Annotated in this window: 15 protein-coding genes and 1 pseudogene; 7 read left to right on the forward strand and 9 right to left on the reverse strand. The window is 67.3% G+C overall.

Annotated elements, in window-relative coordinates:
* Positions 1-517 precede the first annotated feature (517 nt).
* Positions 518-739 (reverse strand): hypothetical protein, encoded by a 222-nt coding sequence (locus tag VGV06_20670; protein HEV2057554.1) that lies wholly within the window; start codon positions 737-739, stop codon positions 518-520.
* A 424-nt stretch (positions 740-1,163) separates the two neighbouring features.
* On the opposite strand from VGV06_20670, the gene VGV06_20675 reads away from it, so the two are divergent.
* From VGV06_20675 to VGV06_20685, 3 genes are all read left to right on the forward strand, one after another.
* Positions 1,164-1,463 (forward strand): amidase family protein, encoded by a 300-nt coding sequence (locus VGV06_20675; protein HEV2057555.1) that lies wholly within the window; start codon positions 1,164-1,166, stop codon positions 1,461-1,463.
* A 536-nt stretch (positions 1,464-1,999) separates the two neighbouring features.
* Positions 2,000-2,500: a hypothetical protein gene (locus tag VGV06_20680; protein HEV2057556.1), complete on the forward strand. Its 501-nt coding sequence runs from the start codon at positions 2,000-2,002 to the stop codon at positions 2,498-2,500.
* Between the two features lie 37 nt (positions 2,501-2,537).
* The gene (locus VGV06_20685) at positions 2,538-4,082 is read left to right on the forward strand and encodes a DUF2079 domain-containing protein (GenBank protein ID HEV2057557.1); all 1,545 of its coding nucleotides are present in this window, start codon (positions 2,538-2,540) and stop codon (positions 4,080-4,082) included.
* 62 nt (positions 4,083-4,144) lie between these two features.
* Here the strand turns inward: VGV06_20685 and VGV06_20690 are convergent.
* Positions 4,145-5,029, reverse strand: a pseudogene (locus VGV06_20690) (Ldh family oxidoreductase).
* An 849-nt stretch (positions 5,030-5,878) separates the two neighbouring features.
* Between VGV06_20690 and VGV06_20695 the strand changes: the two are divergent.
* From VGV06_20695 to VGV06_20705, 3 genes are all read left to right on the forward strand, one after another.
* Positions 5,879-7,312 (forward strand): glycosyltransferase family 39 protein, encoded by a 1,434-nt coding sequence (locus VGV06_20695; protein ID HEV2057558.1) that lies wholly within the window; start codon positions 5,879-5,881, stop codon positions 7,310-7,312.
* Between the two features lie 9 nt (positions 7,313-7,321).
* Positions 7,322-9,223 (forward strand): asparagine synthase (glutamine-hydrolyzing), encoded by a 1,902-nt coding sequence (gene asnB, locus VGV06_20700; protein HEV2057559.1) that lies wholly within the window; start codon positions 7,322-7,324, stop codon positions 9,221-9,223.
* A gap of 609 nt (positions 9,224-9,832) precedes the next feature.
* Positions 9,833-10,399: a histidine phosphatase family protein gene (locus tag VGV06_20705; protein HEV2057560.1), complete on the forward strand. Its 567-nt coding sequence runs from the start codon at positions 9,833-9,835 to the stop codon at positions 10,397-10,399.
* A 54-nt stretch (positions 10,400-10,453) separates the two neighbouring features.
* On the opposite strand, the gene VGV06_20710 is transcribed toward VGV06_20705, so the two are convergent.
* From VGV06_20710 to VGV06_20740, 7 genes are all read right to left on the reverse strand, one after another.
* Positions 10,454-11,335 carry a neutral zinc metallopeptidase gene (locus VGV06_20710; protein HEV2057561.1) on the reverse strand — a complete coding sequence of 294 codons (882 nt, stop codon included), beginning with the start codon at positions 11,333-11,335 and terminating at the stop codon, positions 10,454-10,456.
* 67 nt (positions 11,336-11,402) lie between these two features.
* The gene (locus tag VGV06_20715) at positions 11,403-11,693 is read right to left on the reverse strand and encodes a hypothetical protein (GenBank protein ID HEV2057562.1); all 291 of its coding nucleotides are present in this window, start codon (positions 11,691-11,693) and stop codon (positions 11,403-11,405) included.
* Between the two features lie 218 nt (positions 11,694-11,911).
* Positions 11,912-12,643, reverse strand: a complete 732-nt coding sequence (locus VGV06_20720) for an ABC transporter ATP-binding protein (GenBank protein HEV2057563.1) — start codon at positions 12,641-12,643, stop codon at positions 11,912-11,914.
* The gene (locus VGV06_20725) at positions 12,633-13,355 is read right to left on the reverse strand and encodes an ABC transporter ATP-binding protein (protein HEV2057564.1); all 723 of its coding nucleotides are present in this window, start codon (positions 13,353-13,355) and stop codon (positions 12,633-12,635) included. Before VGV06_20725 ends, VGV06_20720 begins: the two co-directional genes overlap by 11 nt.
* A gap of 4 nt (positions 13,356-13,359) precedes the next feature.
* The gene (locus tag VGV06_20730) at positions 13,360-14,295 is read right to left on the reverse strand and encodes a branched-chain amino acid ABC transporter permease (GenBank protein ID HEV2057565.1); all 936 of its coding nucleotides are present in this window, start codon (positions 14,293-14,295) and stop codon (positions 13,360-13,362) included.
* Positions 14,296-15,138 carry a branched-chain amino acid ABC transporter permease gene (locus tag VGV06_20735; GenBank protein HEV2057566.1) on the reverse strand — a complete coding sequence of 281 codons (843 nt, stop codon included), beginning with the start codon at positions 15,136-15,138 and terminating at the stop codon, positions 14,296-14,298.
* A gap of 42 nt (positions 15,139-15,180) precedes the next feature.
* Positions 15,181-16,473 (reverse strand): amino acid ABC transporter substrate-binding protein, encoded by a 1,293-nt coding sequence (locus tag VGV06_20740; protein HEV2057567.1) that lies wholly within the window; start codon positions 16,471-16,473, stop codon positions 15,181-15,183.
* A gap of 272 nt (positions 16,474-16,745) precedes the next feature.
* On the opposite strand from VGV06_20740, the gene VGV06_20745 reads away from it, so the two are divergent.
* Positions 16,746-17,087, forward strand: a complete 342-nt coding sequence (locus VGV06_20745) for a serine hydrolase (GenBank protein HEV2057568.1) — start codon at positions 16,746-16,748, stop codon at positions 17,085-17,087.
* Positions 17,088-17,211 lie beyond the last annotated feature (124 nt).

The raw sequence follows: 17,211 nt of genomic DNA on the forward strand, positions 1-17,211 counted from the left end.
GTCCCTCTTGTGGACGTCGATGCCAATATGGTCCATGGCTGGCCTCTCCCTTCTTGCGGCGTTGACCGCGGGGTGCTCTTGTGGGGCAGTCTATGCCACCACGTCAAGCGAGAGGCCAGCCGCTTCATCCCATCTATCCTCACAGACGGTTCCACATTCATTTCCTTTTGAACTCCGATTCTAACCGCAGTCAGACCCTTGTAAGGACAGGCGCTTTCCGACCGGATGTCCGGGAGGATTTTAAAGTCTGTGACCAAGGACTCCCGGCGTTCATAAAACTGCCGGGCTTTGGCTGCACTCGAGGTTTCGAGTTACGAGGGCTTAGCGGATCCAGCTAGCTAGTTCACGAACCACTTGATTCGTGGACAGGGAGGTTTATGGGCGCGGCAAGCTTCTAGGGGTGATTCACGCTTCGCCAGGCAAGCCACCCTGACCTTTGGTGCGGGCATCCGGCCAGGTTCGGCCGCCGGCCCGGGTGCCCTGGCGGTCAGATCAACAGCCAGGTCGGGCTTGCCGTTCAGGGGATGCGCCAGCTCTTGTCCACGTAGCGGCGGCCGCCGACCGTCGAGACCTGGAGCGCAGTGCGATACGCGCGCGCCTCCAGGGTGTGGACACGCGTGTCTACCGCCAGCGGCAGGTCCGCGGGCCCACCCGCGAGCGCCTCGACCAGGACGCGGCCGTCCATCCCGTCGCGCTCGCCGATGCCGAGCCGGGCGAGGACGGTTGGCGCCACGTTCACGGTGCCGGCCGGCGCCGTGACAGTCGCGCCCTTCTTGAAATTGGGTCCCAGGCCACGAGGGTGTTGCGGACGTTCTACGGACTCATGCTGCCGGGCTCTACGCCCAGGGGGGAGGGGCGTCGGCTGGGGGGACGCCCCGCTGCTGGCGCAGCAGGCAACCGGCAACGGCAAGGAGGGTGCTCGAACTGCCGAGCAGAAGAGTGGAGGCGAGGGGGGGAGCCATCAGGGGCCCGTCGAAGTCCACGATGACGGTGATCGGGCACACGGTGGCGGCCACTGTGAGGGAGCCGGCGACGAACAGGCGGCGGAGCGTTGGGAGGCGCGATCGCATCGGTCTGATCTCCCGATACATGTACACTGCGCGCCGAGGATGCGCAAGCGAGACTGAGCGGTACTGGGTGGGTCGCGTCCCTGAAGGGAAAGCGTGCCGGCCTTTCCGCACGACCACAGCGAGGCGCCGCCCGGGCCGGCGGTGGGGCGTCTCGACGACCGCGTGATTGCCACAGCCAATGGGCCACGCCCGTACTGGCACATGTTCTTCTGGATTTCGTTCGCGACGCTCACAGGCCTGCCCGCGACGACGGCGCCCGTCGGTCTCACGCGCGACAGTCTACCCGTCGGGGTCCAGATCATCGGTCCCTACCTAGAAGACGCGACGCCGATTGATATCGCGAGCCGGCTGGCGGACGTGACGGGAGGATTCAGGGCGCCGAAGGCGTTCTGAGGCGTGGCGGCGCGTGTTCTGTCCGCCCGCCTGGCGATATAGGGGAGGCTGCCTCTTAGCTGCTCTGCGAATTCCGCACACTTTGTCGCTCCAACAGCCAGCGAGTCCCCGCGAGGCTGCCAACCCCTATTATCCGGCGATCGTCTTGAACCCCCTTGTCGGGGCAGCGTCTGATCCCGGTGTTCAGAAATCCCCGTCAGTCACGTGCGGGATAAGACCGCGACAATATGCCTGCCACTCAAGCGGTTCGAGGTGGTCCGAAATCAAAAGATTCTCGCCCACCTCGGGCTCCCGGGTGCGAGGGCCGGCCCGCCGTCCCCGTCCGCCGGTGCTGCGGCGCGAGCAGAGCAACCGGCCCTCCATGACATGCCCCTGGAACAGGTGCCGGGAGCCCTGCCAACCGCGGCGGTCAGTGCGGAGCACTCCGGTGGACGGCGCCCGCTCGCCGCCTCGAGGCTCCGGTTTGACTTGTCCCGCGGGCTCTGACAGGATCGGAGCGAGATGCCACGGTTCGTCCGCGCGGTGAGAAGGCCGCCGTGTCCGAGAACGGACTTTATGTCAGCTATACACCCCAGATGATCGATCTCATCGTCAAGGGCGAGGCGGATGAGGTCTTGGGCTCGCGTCTCACAGGCGGGGGCTCGGCCATCGCGCAGGGGATGCCGTGGTGGAAGTACATCTCGAACCTGTTCCTGACCGGGGTCGAGAACTCCTGCTTCGGCCTCCGCCTGTCCGAGTATCACACTGGCTACCGGGCGTTCAGCCGCGAGGTGCTGGAGGCCGTGAACTTCCGGATGATCTCCGACGGCTTCGTCTTCGACCGGGAGATCATCTCGCAGGTCGTGGCCGCGGGCTTCCGAATCGCCGAGATCGACGTGACGGTGCGCTACTTGCCCGAGGCCTCCTCGGCGGGCGTCTTCGCCTCCTGCGGCTATGGGCTCAAGATCCTCTGGGTCGTGACCCGCCACTCCCTCCACGCGAGCGGACTCAAGCGCTCGCGCAGGCTGCTGTCGCTGCGCGGCCAGTACAGCAGGTGAGCCCCGGCTCCGAAATTTCCGAGTGCCGTTGACGCTGGTGCGAGTTCTCGATCTGGCCGCGGTCCTCTGCAGCCTGGCCGTCCTGTCCTCGCTCGTCTACTGGTGGTGGCGGCCCGAGGAGCTCTTTCTCGTGCTGCTCGGCGTGGTCGCGCTCAGGCTTCTTGTCGCGCCGGTGTCGGTGCCGTCACTCGACCCGCGCAGCGTCGTGACAATCGCGACGGCGCTCTACGCCGTGGTCTTCTCCTTCATCACCGTGTCGCGCCATATCACGCTCCAGACCCATGCCCTCGACCTCGGATACTACGTCCAACTGACGTGGAACCTCGCCCGGGGTGCCGGGCCCCGGGTGAGCCTGCCGGAGATGCACGCATGGGGTGATCACTTCTCGCCGATCATGTATCTCTTCGTTCCGGCGTTCTGGCTCGCGCCGGGTGCGCCGGTCCTGCTGGTCGCCCAGTCGGTGGCCCTTGCGCTCGGAGCGCTGGCGGTGTTCGGGATCGCGGCGCGGCGGCTGGGCGACGAGCGGCCCGCGGCGGTCTTCGCCGTCCTCTACCTGCTGCATCCGTCGCTGCACGGCCTCAACGTGCGCGACTTCCACGCGGCGGCCTTGGCCGTCCCGCTGCTCCTGGCGGCGATCTACTGTGTCGAGGCCGGGAAGCCGTGGCCCTTCGCGGTCGCCGTCCTGCTGACGCTCGGCACGCGCGAGGACGCGGCGATTCCGGTGGTGGGCCTTGGGCTCTGGCTCGCGCTGACCAAGCGGCGCTGGCTCTGGGGCGCCGTCACGGCGCTCGCGGCTTTCTCCCTCCTGATGGCGGATACGTGGTGGATCATGCCGTATTTCCGCGGGGCTCCGTATCCTCACCTCGGACGCTACGCGCACCTCGGCGGGAGTGTGCCGGCGATCGTGGCGTCGATCCTCCTGCATCCGGTCCGCGTGCTGATGGGGCTCGCCACCTGGCGGCGGCTCGTCTATCTCGGCGCGATCGGCGCCCCCGTCGCCTTCCTGCCGCTGCTGGCGCCCGGCACGCTCGTCGGTCTCGTGCCGCCGCTCTTCGGGAACCTGCTCGGCGCGGACCCGATCCTCTTCGACCACCGCACGCAGTACCAGTCCTTCGTCCTGCCCTTTCTCTTCGTGTCCGCGATCGCCGGCTACGACCGGCTGGCGCTGAGACGCCCGGGGCGGTGGCCGAAGACCGTGCTCGTCGTCGCCATGGTGGCGAGCCTGGCACTGTCAGCGAGCATCATGAACCTCCTGTCCTCCGAGCGCGCGTGGCCCAAGGTCGTACACCGCCAGGCATGGGAGGTGATGGCGCAGGTGCCGACGGGCGCGGCTGTCTCGGCGCAGGACCGCTATGTCCCCCACCTGTCGATCCGGCCGCTCGTGTTCGTCTTCCCTGTGGGGATCGAGAAGGCCGATGTCGTGCTCTTGTACGCGCCGAGCTATCCCTGGAGGAGCGATCCCGGCGTGGTGATGCAGCGGGAGGGCGACACGGTGACCATCACGAACGGTCCGGGCGGGCCCACGTATCGCTACCGCGTGGTCGTCGAGCGGGGCCCGCACCTGCTCCTGCGGAGGCTCTAGCGCGCCGGCTCGAGCACGAACAGGACGCCGGCGCTCTTCGCCACCGCCCAGAGCTGGCTCCATCAGGCGTCCGGGACCGGCACGCCGTGTTGGAGCCGCTCGCTCCGTGTCGCCATCTCGGGGTCGCCCGCCACGAGAACGGGTTGGGCGGGGTCCGCCCGCTTCGCTCCCCGGAGCACGTCGACGACCTGGTCGAGGTCCGTCTCGAACTCGCCCTCGGGGCGAAAGGCGCGCGGATCGATCGCCAGGAAGAAGTGGCCGATGTTGTGCGGGTCCGACCGGCCCTGCGTGCGGTTGCGGATCGGCGAGAAGGAGGCGCCCACCAGCGCGCCGCCCAGGATGTGCACCATCAACGCGAGACCCTAGCCCTTGTGGCCACTCACCTCGCGCACGCCGCCGAGCGCCGTGATCCCGCCCTCGGGCCGATCAAATACATAGCCGAACGCCTGCTCCGCGTCCGTGACCGCGCGGCCGTCGCCGTCGATCACCCAGCCCGGCGGGAGGGGCCGGCGGTTGAGCTTGTACTCCTTCACCTTGCCCGCAGCTACGGTCGTGGTGGCCATGTCGAGCAGCACGCGAGGGTTGCGGCTGGCTGGCGCCGCGAACGCGAGCGGGTTGGTGCCCAGGACGGGCTCGGCCACGAACGTCGGCACCATCGTCACGCCGTGGGTGGCCGCCGCGACCATGCCGATCACGGCGCCGGGGCAGGACGCGGGAGCGCAGACAGGCCCCGCTACTGGACGTGGGCGGCACTGATGCGCCGGGCTTTCGACCTTGACGTCCTGCGCTGTCCGCGCTGCGCGGGGCGAATGCAGCGGATGGGCACGATCGATGACCCTGCCGTCATTCAGCGGATCCTCGCCCATCTCGGGCTCCCGGGTGCGAGGGCCGGCCCGCCGTCCCCGTCCTCCGGTGCTCCGGCACGAGCCGAGCAGCAGGCCCTTCATAGCCTGACCATGTAACCGGTGCAGGGAGCCCGGGCGACCGCGGAGGTCTGTGCGGAGCGCTCCGGTGGACGGCGCCCGCTCGCCGCCTCGAGGCCCCGGTTTGACTTGTCGGGTGGGCTCTGACAGGATCGGCGCGAGATGCCACGGTTCATCCGCTCGGTGACACGGGCCCCCAGGGCGGCCGTGTCCGAGAACAGGCGTAATGTTACTGACGCGCTCGGCCGTACTCGCCGGCGTTCCGTCGGGAGATAATCGAATCGGTCCGGCGCGGCCGGACGCCCGAGGAGCTCGCGCGCGACTTCGAGCCCTCGGCCCAGGCGATCCGGAACCGGGGGAAACAAGCGGGGCGCGACGCCGGCCGGCGGACCGACGGCTTCACGACGGAGGAGCGTGACGAGGTGGGTCGACTCCGGCGAGAGGTCCGGCAGCTCCGCGAAGAGCGAGCGATCGGGTTTCCAAGACCGGCGGGCGCCTGGTTCTGGCATGTCCGATAGTTCATGCTCCAACTGACCGAAGCCCCCTTGACTTGGAGCCTCTCTTTGCGGATGCTCGCGGCGGTCGACTCGCCTGGTACCCGACTCCCTCGAGAGGCGGGTAGACGGTGGAAGCAAGACGGTAAGCGGCGCGATGCTGCTGAGAGTGTCCTTGAGGTGGACCGCCAACGATGGCACGCCTCTCAGCCTCTCGGGTCAGCAGGCAGGAATCCCGGACGCGCCCCCAGCATCTCGTCCGCAGCGGCCGCACGGCAGGTTGGAGAGCGTGTCACACGCGTGGCAGCATAATAGGAGAGAGCACATAGGTCCATATCGAAAAGTTTGGCTGACACCGTCGAGCGGAGGGGAGAGCGCCATGGGAAGGCTCTCGTGGCAGTTCGCGCTCGTCGCCGTTGTCGGCGCCGTGGTGCTGAGCTTCAACTTCGGGTCACGTCTGCTTCTGACGAATGACGATACGCGGTTCCCGGTCATGGCCCGCGACGTCCTCGTCAACGGGCACTGGCTGGTCCCGGCCCTTCCGGATGGAACACCTCATCTTGCGAAGCCGCCGCTCGTGGCCTGGCTGATTGCGCTCGCCTCCTGGCTTGCCGGTTCGGTCAGTGTCCGGACGGCCGTCCTGCCTTCCCTGCTGGAAGCGATCGGCGTGGTGCTCCTGACGTACTGGCTCGGACGCCGACTCTTCGATCGGGACGCGGGGGTCGTCGCCGGCCTCACCGTGGCCACCTCCGTCGGGGTCTACCAGATGGCGCACTCCTCGATGCCGGACATGGCGCAGCTGGTCGCGGGGATGGGCGCGATGGCTGTGTACGTGGCCTCCGGGTTCGGAGACCGGCGGGTCTGGCTGATGGCGTTCTACGGCCTCCTCGGGCTCGGATCGCTGGCCAAGGGCGCGGCCGGTTTCATCCCGCTCGCCATCGTGCTCGTTGACACGATCATCGCCCACGGGGTGGTCGGACTGAAGCGGCTAGTGTCGATTCCGGGCTGGGTGGTGCTCATGGCGATCGCCGTCCCCTGGTGGGTCGTGGCCGCCGCGACCGGAGGGCACGACGGATTCGTCAATGGCGTCGTGATGAACGACCAGCTCCTCTATTATTTCGTGCGCCCTGGATGGGGCTGGCGGACGATCCGGGAGCCGCTCGTGCACGCCGTCGCGGTCCTGCTGCCCTGGGGCTTGCTGCTGCCGTTCGCGGTCCGCCGAGTGCTTCGCGAAGCCGATCCCGAAACGGTCCGGCGGGTGCGACTGCTCCTCGTCTGGCTGGCGACGGTGTTCGTCATTATGGCTGTGTCGGCCCAGCAGCGCCAACGGTACTACATCCCGCTCTGTCCCGCCGCGGCCCTCCTCATCGGGTGGTGGTACTCGACGTTGGCGTGGCGGTGGCGTGCACGGGCGTTCGCAGGCGCGTGGATTGCGGTCGCGGCGGTCGGTGGCGCGCTCGTCACGCTGGACACGCCACGCTACAACGCCACGACCGATCTCACCGGGCTACGAGCTGTGCTGGCGCAGGCACCGCTGCCCCTCTTCTCGCTTGCCCTACAAGATCTCGCCCTGTCCTTCAACCTCGACCGCCCTGTCGTGAACGCCAAAAATTTCCAAAGGTTCGAGGACCGCGTGGGGCAGGGTAAGATCGAATACCTGATCATTTCGGATCGAGCCCTCCGCGCACAGCCCGTCGCCCCCTGCATGCGCCGCATTGCCCGGGGCCTGGTGACGCGGCAGCCGTTCACGGTCCTCGACCCGACGGGCTGTCGCGAGCCAGCGTCGTCGCCCGACGACAAGAGGTCGGGGTAGGGCGCGGTCATGTGCGGCATCACCGGCTTCGTCGGTCACACGCGCCTGCCCGATGCGCGGGCCACGGTCGAGCGGATGACGGCGACCCTCGTCCACCGTGGCCCTGACGACCAGGGCACGTATGTGGATCGCTGCACGGCGCTCGGCGTCCGGCGACTGGGCGTGATCGACCTCGTGACCGGCCACCAGCCCGTGTCGAACGAAGACGGGACTGTCTGGGTAGTCCAGAACGGTGAAATCTACAATTACCGGGCGCTCCGCGACCGGCTCCGTCTACTGGGCCACGTCTTCCGCACGCACTCGGATACCGAGGTCATCGTCCACGCCTACGAGGCGTACGGGGAGGACTGCGTCTCCCACCTCGACGGGATGTTTGCCTTCGCCATCTGGGACTCCCGGCAAAATACCCTCCTGCTGGCCCGCGACCGCTTGGGCGAGAAACCGCTCTACTACCACGCGGGTCCCGAGGCCTTCGTCTTCGGGTCCGAGCTGCGAGCGTTGCTGCCGCATCCGGCCGTGCCGCGCCGGCTCGACCTCACAAGCCTCGCGCGGTACCTCAACTTCGAGTACGTCCCGACACCCCACTCGATCCTGGCCGGGATCGAGAAGCTTCCGGCTGGCCATATGCTCACGATCAGCCCGGGCGGCAAGCCGCACACGGCTCGCTACTGGGATCTCTCGTTCGCCGCGGACCCGTCCGTGAGCGAACGGGAGTGGCAGGAGGCGTTGCTCCGCCAGCTCGAGGCATCGGTGCGCGCCCAGCTGGTAAGCGACGTGCCGCTCGGACTCTTCTTGAGTGGCGGGATGGACTCGAGCGCCATCGTGGCCCTGGCCAGCCGGGCGCTCACGGGCCGGAGGGTCAAGACGTTCAGTCTCGGGTTCACCGAGGCGAGCTACGACGAGCGGCCGTTCGCCCGCGCCGTCGCGAACTTTTGTGGCACTGAGCACACGGAGGTTGGCTTCTCGGCGACCGACGCCGCGGGTCTGCTCGAGCGCGCTGGCGACCTGCTCGACGAGCCGTTGGCGGACGGATCGTTCCTGCCCATCTACCAGCTGTCGCAGGCCGCCCGCCGCGAGGTGACGGTTGTCCTGAGCGGCGACGGGGGCGACGAGCTCTTCTGCGGCTATCCCACGTTCCAGGCGGACAGGGCGGCGCGCCTGGTGCAGCGACTACCGCCGGCGGTACAACGAGCGGCGGCGCACGCGGTCGAGCGATTGAAGCCGTCGCCCCGCTACGGCAGCGTCGAGTCGCTCCTCAAGAGGTTTTTCAGGGCGTTGCCGTACTCCCCGGAGATCCGTACGCAGCTGCTGCTGGGCGGGCTGACGCCGGTGGAGCGCTCGGCGCTGCTCTCGCCCGCCGTACGCGCGGCCTGTGCACGCGTCGATCCCTACGAGGAGCTGACAGCGAGCGTCACCGGGCTGCCGAGTCTCGGCCCGCTCGACGGGCTCATCTACCAGCACTGCAAGAACTATCTTGCCGACCAGAACCTTGTCACAGTGGACCGGGCAAGCATGGCGTGCGGCCTCGAGGTGCGGGCGCCATTCCTCGACCGCCCCCTCGTAGAGCTCGCAGGATGCATGCCGTCCACGCTCAAGCTGAAGGGCTGGCGGACCAAGCACATTCTCAAGCGTGCGCTGCGTGGCCTGGTCCCCGACGCCATCCTGGGTCGTCGCAAGCAGGGCTTCGGCGTGCCACTCGGTCTGTGGATGCGAGGGCCCCTGCGCCGCGCCCTCGAGGCGCGCCTGGCCTCCGAGGAGGTCATCCGTATCGGGCTCTTCGACGCCGACACGACACGCCGCCTCGTTGCCGAGCACGTTTCGGGCGCGCGGGACCACCAGAAGATTCTGTGGGGACTGTTGATGTTCGACGCCTGGCGGGAGCGGTACCTGCCGGGCGTGCGCTGGAGCTGAGCCACGGTTCGTCCGGCGTATGGGCCAAAATCCGGTGCGCGTGGATGGTTGTGCATCTAATGAGGCTCGCAGAAGTGGTTAACGAGCGTGTCCCTCGTGAAACCGGCTGTTTTTGGGTTAACCTGATTCGCGAGAGTCATTAGAGCTCGAAATTCCCCGTCTGAGTCCCCGTTTCCCGGTGAGTGTCCCAGCGGAGTCTCACGCGGTGAGGCTCCGCGCGAGCCGAGGCCATCGCCCTCAACGTGATGCAGCTTGCGTGGCAGGCAACCGGGTAAGGAAGTTTCGTACCGGAATCGAAACACCTTCCGAATTCAACTCTTGCGGGGTGCGCTGTTGAGTCAACAGCGCGTAATCATGTGAAACGGGTGAGGAAGCGCGTGGCGGAGTGGAAACACGGGATTCAGACCGTAACCTCGAACTGGAACGCCAGCGACCTGTTTGCCTGCAAGTGGTTGCGGGCCCCCGCAACCAAATAGTCGAGGGGTTAGCCAGTACGGCTAGCCCCTTTTGGGGGTTGGGTGCTCGTGTTCTGTCCGTATGTCGAAAACCGGACTGTTCCTGATACCCTCTGCCTAGATGTCGGGATCTGGTGATCGCCGGGAGGCGCGTATGAGTCGGCTCGCGCTGGCCGCTCTTGCCATTTCGCTGATCGCCGCGCCGGTAGCGGCCGCCGATGATTCCCGGGAAGCCTGGGCCGCGCTCGTCAATGGCAGTCATGTCGCGCTGATCCGCCATGGCAACGCGCCGCCCGGCTACGGCGACCCGCCCGGTTTCAAGATCGACGACTGCGCGACCCAGCGCAATATGGATGAGAGAGGACGGGCGCAAGCCAGGGCGCTCGGCGAGGCCTTCCGCCAACACGGCGTGCGCGTAGACAAGATCCTCTCCTCGCCCTGGTGCCGCTGCCTGGATACGGCGCGGCTGCTGGTGCTCGGTCCAGTCGACAGTACATGGGCCGTGGCAGCGTCCGACAAGAGCCCGGAACGGCTCGCCGCGTTGAAGCAGATAGTGTCCAGCTGGCGCGGACCGGGCACGCTCGTGGTGGTGACTCACGCTCTGACGGTACAATCACTGGTCGGTATCCTGCCGGGCCAGGCCGAGACCGTGGTGCTCAGACCCAAGCTTGGCAAAGAGCCGGGGGTCGACGTTGTGGGCAGAATCCCTGTGCCCGAGTGACTTTCTGCGGCGCTCGAGCGCCGTGGAGGAATCAGGCGGCGAGGAGTCCCGCCCTCACGGCCGGGCGGTCACGAAGGTATCGCACTGGCGCACGTCGCCGGTATCGAGACCGGCGCGGAACCAGCGCACGCGCTGGGCCGAGGAGCCGTGGGTGAAGGACTCCGGGGCAACGTGGCCCTGTGACTGCCGTTGGATGCGATCGTCGCCGATGGCGGCCGCGGCCGCGAGCCCGGATTCCACATCCCCCGGCTCGAGCAGATTCCGTTGTCGGGCGAAGTGACCCCAGACGCCGGCGAAGCAGTCGGCCTGGAGCTCGATGCGCACGGAGACCGCGTTGCTGTGCGCCTCGCCCGCGCGGGCGCGCTGCTGCCCCATCTTCTCCCTGATCCCCAGCTGGTTTTGAACGTGATGGCCGATTTCGTGGGCGATCACGTACGCGCGCGCGAACTCGCCCGGCGCTCCAAACCGCCGCGCGAGGGCCTCGAAGAAGGACCGGTCGAGATAGACGTGGCTGTCGGCCGAACAGTAGAATGGGCCGACAGCCGAGCTGGCCTGCCCACACGCAGAATCGACCGCTCCCCGGAACAGCACGAGCCGGGGCGGGTGATACTCGGCGCCCATCTGGCGGAAAAGCGTCTTCCAGGTGTCCTCCGTGTCGCCCACGATACGGATGATGAAGTCCTTGGTCTCGTCACGCGCGGCCGACCCGGACGAAGCCGGAGGCGCTGTGCTCTGCGTGGGCGCGGAGGACGGGGCGCCGCCCTGGAGTGACACCAGTACGTCCAAGGGATTGAGCCCGAGCAGAAGGCTGATGGCCACGACGGCGATGAGACCCGCGCCGCCGAGCTTGAAACCCGGGCCGAGCCCGGGCCCCGGCGGCGCAGCACCCTCGCGGTCCTCGACGTTGTCACTACCCCGCATGTCACGCCAGCGCACGGGGATCCTCCTGTTCGAGGTGTAGGTTCACACGCGCAGGAGCGACCCGCGTGGCCCCGCGCGGCCGTCAGTTGCCGAACAGATTCGAGAAGAACTTCTTCACGCTCGAACCGGCGTCGACGGCGGCATCGCGGGTTTTGTGCCAGGCGCTCTTCGCCTTCGGCTCGGCCGCTTTGCCGGACTCCTTCAGCTTTTCTCCGGTGTACTTCGCACCCTCGGCGACCGTGTTCCCGACCCCCTTCGCCGTCTCCTCAACCCCTTTGCCGATCTCCTTGCCGCCCTTCTCCACCCGCTCCGTGGCCGCGTTGACCTTCGAGTCGTCCGCGGCCCAGGTAACGGGCGCGACACCGAGCGCCATCACGCACACAATCGTCAGCCAAACAAGAATCCGTAGTCTCATCGCGCCCTCCTTGTCTGCTCAGTCTAGTCGACACCGGCCGGGACGCCTATGGGACCTTGGTCTCATCACCAGCAACCGATAGTTCGAGGATTGCTGACAAGGCAGGTCCCGAGGGGGGACCCTCGGGCGAGGCGGGCCATGACTGAGAACGGGCGTTATGTTATCTGCTGGGCCCTTCACACGCCCAGGTAATACTTCTTCACCAGCTCGTTCTCCCGCAGCTCCTGCGTGCTGCGGCCCTCGAACTCGATCTTGCCGTGGACGATGATGTACCCGCGGTCGGCGATCTTGGTCGCCTGGTTGAAGTTCTGCTCGGCCATCAGGACGGTGAGCTGACGCCGCTCCTTGAGCTCCTTGATCTTCCCGATCACCCGGCTTACGAGGATCGGCGCCAGTCCCACCGAAGGTTCGTCGACGAGGAGGATCCGGGGTGAGGACATGAGCGCGCGGGCCACGGCCAGCATCTGCTGCTCTCCGCCGCTCATGCTGCCTGCGAGCTGTCGCCGCCGCTGGGGAAGCACCGGAAAGGCCTCGAAGCAGAAGTCGAGGTTGCGCGCGATGTCGCCGCGGGCGGCCCGCCGGTAGGCGCCGAGCAGGAGGTTTTCCTCGACGGTCAGCTTCGGGAAGAGCCGGCGCCCCTCCGGGACCAGCGCGATGCCCAGGCCCACGATCTCTTCGGTGGACTTTCGGGTGAGGTCGATGCGGGTACCGTCCGATTCCAGGAAGATCTCGCCGGCCTGGGGCGTCACCATGCCCATGATGCACTTGAGGAGCGTGCTCTTGCCGTTGCCGTTGGTGCCCAGCAGGGCGACGGTCTCGCCCTCGCGGACCTCGATCGAGACGCCGTGGAGCACGCGCACCGCTCCGTAACCGGCGTCCACGTCGCGGACGACGATCCTACTCGCCAAGGTAGGCCCTCTCCACCGCTGGGTCCCTGACGATCTCGTCGGGCGTCCCCTCGGCGATCCGCTCCCCGGCGTCGAGGACGACCACGCGCTCGGAGAAGCGCATCACCGCCCGCATGATGTGCTCGATCATGATGATCGTGATGCCTTGCGCGTTCAGCCGGAAGAGGATGGCCAGGATGTCGTCCACCTCGGTGCTGGAGAGCCCGGCCATGGCCTCGTCGGAGATGAGGAGCTTCGGCCGCGCGGCCATCGCCCGGGCCAGCTCGAGCTTCCGCATCTCGATCTGCGTCAGCCCGGCCGGCCGCAAGTGCGCCTTCGCCTCCAGGCCGATGCTGCGCAGGATCTCCCCGGCGTCGGCGCTGCCCTGAGCGCCGGCGCGTCCGGCCCCCGCGTACTCCAGCGGGATGCCCAGGTTCTCGAGGACGGTCATGCTGGTGAAGGGCTTGGGGATCTGGAAGGTGCGCACGATGCCGAGCCGGGTGCGCTGGTGAGGCGGAAGCGCGGAGATCTCGCGGCCGTCGAAGCGGATCGCGCCGCCGTCCACCGGCAGCGTGCCGGAGACGCAGTTGATGAGCGTCGTCTTGCCGGAACCGTTCGGCCCGATGAGGCCGAACCGCTCGCCGGCCTTGACCGACAGGCTCACGCGGTTGAGGGCCGTGAAGCCGCCGAAGCGCTTGACGACCCCCTGCACCTCGAGCAGCGCCCCGGCCATGGCGTCAGCGGCCTCGCAGGCGCCGCACCAGGCCGAGGATCCCCTCGGGCGCCAGGACGACGAAGGCGACGAGCACGACGCCCACGATGAACAGATTCATCTCGGAGGAAATCGTCACCGTCGCGAGCTGCTGGGCCGTCCCCAGCAGGACGGCGCCGATCACCGGTCCGACCCAGCTCGTCGTGCCGCCGATCATCGGCATGGCCAGCGCGTTCACGGCATAGTCGAGGGCGAAGGCGGAGTTGGGCTCGACGAACGTCACGTAATAGGGGAACGGCGCGCCGGCGACGCCGAGCAGGAAGCCGCTGACGGTGGTGGCGAAGAGCTTGAGGCGCAGGGTGGGCACGCCCATGCACTCGGCCGCCTCCTCGTTGTCCCGCAGCGCCGCCAGCCCGCGGCCGATCCAGGATCGCTCGATGAACCGCGCCACCAGCACCGCGATGACGGCGAGTCCGACCATCACCGTGAAAAGGAACGTCACGTAGCTGCCGAACGGGGGGCCGCTCGGGCGGAGGACGCTCATCCCCCTCGATCCGCCGACGTACTCCCAGTTCATGATCACCGTCTGCAGGACGACGGCCAGCGCCAGCGTCGCGATCGAGAAGAAGACGCCCCGGAGGCGCAGCGTAAGATAGCCGATGCCGAGCCCGAGGAGTGCGGCGACGAGCCCGCCGGCGAGGATCAGCACCGGCAGCGGCGCCCGCACCGATTGGATGAGGAAGACGGCGGTGTACGCGCCCATCGCGAAGAATGCCGGCGTGCCGAAGTTCACGTAGCCGGCGTACCCGCCGAGGATGTTCCACGCCGTCGCCATGACGACGTACTGGAGGATGACGCACCCGGCGAAGTAGAGGTACGGGTTCACGCGCAGCACGGCGAGGACGATCCCGGCCGCGACGACGACCAGCCCGACGAGCAGCGGGACGCCCGCGCGCCGCATCTAGCGCCCGAAGAGCCCCGCGGGCCGCACGGCGAGCACCACGAGCAGGATACCGAACGACACCGCGAGCGACCAGGAGGGGCCGAAGAACGTGGCCATCAGGCTCTCGGCCACGCCGAGGATGACGGCGGCGACCAGCGTCCCCCCGATGCTGCCCATGCCGCCCAGCACGGTGATGGCGAACATGCGGCCGATGTAGTCGCGGTCGGTCGACGGTATCACCGGCGCAATGCTGATCAGCAGGGCGCCGCCCAGGCTGGCGGCCGCGATGCCGACGCCGAATGCGATGGTCTTGATCTGGACGGGATTGGCGCCCATCAGGCGCAGCGCCAGGCGGTCCTGGGACACCGCCATGATGGCCCGCCCGTAGAAGGTCCGGCCGAGGAACAGGTGCAGCGCCAGCGTCATCGCGACGCCGACGACGCAAGGCACGAGATAGCGGAAGGCGATGCCGACGCCGCCAAGGTCGATCGACTTGCTGGTGTACGCCGTCTGCACCAGGCGGTAATCGACGCCGAACTTCAGGCTGAGGCTGACCTCGATGATGAAGAGGAGCCCGAAGAAGAACACGAGCCCGCGCAACGATTCCTCACCTCGTCGCTCGAAGCTCGCGTAATACACGCGATAGACCACGGCGCCCAGCACGTAGAACACCGGCGTGAAGAGAAGCCCGCTGAGGATCGGATCGAGGCCGAAGGAGTCGTTCATTACGTACGCCATGTAGGCGCCGAGGACCACGAAGGCGGGCTGCGCGATGTTGGCGATGTCGAGGAGACCGAAGATGAGACCGATGCCCAGGCTCACGGCGGCATAGAAGCCCCCGATCAGCAGTCCGGCGACCACCGCATTGGCCAGCAGGTCCCAGGAGAACAGGGAGCGCTCGCGCTAGTTCTTCGCCGCGGAGTACGGGTAAATGATGTTCCCGGACTTGAGCTCCTCGGGGTAAAGGACCACCTTCTTGCCGGGCCCGCGGAACTGATCGATGCCCGTGCCCTGGACCTTCTGGTACTGGACCATGAGGGTGCGCCCCTTGGCCCACTCGCCGTTCTTGCCGAACTTGACCTTGCCGACGATCGTGGAGAACTCGGTGGCGCGGATGTAGTCGGCCAGCTTCTGCTGGTCGAGGCTCTTGGTCGCCTCGACGGCCTGGCCCAGCACCTGGACCAGGGCGTACGAGTATGGCGGGAGGTAGTATCCCAGCGGATCGACGCCGGCCTTTTCCGCCCGAAGCTGATACTCCTTCAAGAACTCCTTGACGCCCGGGAACGCCAGCATCGTCGGCTCGGGCGCCCAGAAGTCGTAGTTCACGATGCCGTTCAGCATCGGCCCCATGCTCGTCATGACGCTGGTGAACTGCAGGCCGACCATGCCGCCGCCGAAGATCTTGGGTTGGAGGCCGACCTCCTGCGCCGCGCGTAGCATCCCGACCGAGTCCGGCGGGTACGACGCCACGAACACGATGTCGGCATTGGTGGCCTTGATCGCCCGCACGATCGGCGTGTAGTCGACGGTGGTGGGCGGGTAAGTCTTGTCGTAGACGGTCTTGAAGCCGAACTTCTTGATCAGGTCCCGCGCCCCGACGAGCGCATTCTGCGGATACTCAGCGTCGGCGCCGACGATCGCAACGGTCTGCGGCCGCGGGTTCTGTTTCGCCGCCAGCTCGAAGAAGCCGATGGCCGTGCTGGTTTGTGGATCCGGCCCGGCCGGCTGGATCTGGAAGTAGTTCGGGTACTGATACTTTTCGTTGTTGGCGAGCCCGAACATCCCCATGATGGTCAGCTTCCGTTCCATGGCGATGGCCATGAGCGGAGCGATAAGGTTGGTGCCATAGCCCGAGGTGATGAGATCCACCTTGTCGACGTCGAGCAGCTTCGTGTAGATCCCGGGCACGGTGGCCGGGTTGGTCTGATCGTCGTAGTACACGAGCTCGACCGACCGGCCGAGGAGCCCGCCCTTCTTGTTGACGTCGTCCTTCCAGATCTGCATGGCGAGCAGCGCCGGCTTGCCGTTGGCGGAGAGTCCGCCCGTCAGGGCCATCCCGAAGCCGATCTTGATCGGATCGGCCGCCCGGGCCACGAATGCCCCTGCGCCTGCGAGCACGAAGATCCCCACGAAGTTCCCAATGACGGCCCCGATCAGGACCCAGCTACGGATCGGCTGTCTCCAAGGCTGCTTCATTGCATCCTCTCTCTCTGCGCCCTCCGCGAGCGCGCGCGCGCCGATCATTCAGCGAGCCCGAGATTGCGCCAGCAGCCTCGGCCTTGTCAAGGCCCGGTGTCGACCAAGACCCACGAGCAGCTCTCGCAAGCACGCTTCGCGGAGACGGCGGGCTTCGGCGGCATCTGACTCACCGAGCACAACTCATATCCCAAAGATCGCTGGTTCAAATCCAGCCCCCGCAACCACTTGTAGGCAAATAGCCTCCCGATCTCTCAGGAGGCTGTCGCTTTTTGCGCGACCTTGGATCTCGGCCCGCCGTTCACGGGTCACCGAGGGTCGGTGCCGTCGGCCGGCACGCGGAAGATCTCCATCATGATGGCGGCGCTGGCGGGGCCGTCCACGCCGGCAAGCTCTTACTCGACCAGAAGGTCACCATCGACGCGAAGTATCAGGGCAACGACTTCGGGACGTTCCAGCAGCTGACGCTGGGGTCCTGGATCGCGTTCCGTGACGCGCTGGTGACGATGATCATTGTGAGCGACAACACGTGCACGGGCTCGCGCGGCTTCGCGGCGGCCCATCAGATCATGGGTCGCATGGCACGGCTCTGCTACGACGGCATCGGGGGGTGAGCCGCGGCCGTCTCCCAGGCAGAGCGGAACGCCCACGTTACCTCGGCGTTGTCGAACGTCGCGCCCCGGACGATCTGCCAGACGGAGGGGGCCAGCGACAGCACGGAGAGCGCAAGGACGGGCC

It is taken from the genome of Candidatus Methylomirabilota bacterium (assembly GCA_035936835.1).
GTDB lineage: Bacteria > Methylomirabilota > Methylomirabilia > Rokubacteriales > CSP1-6 > AR37.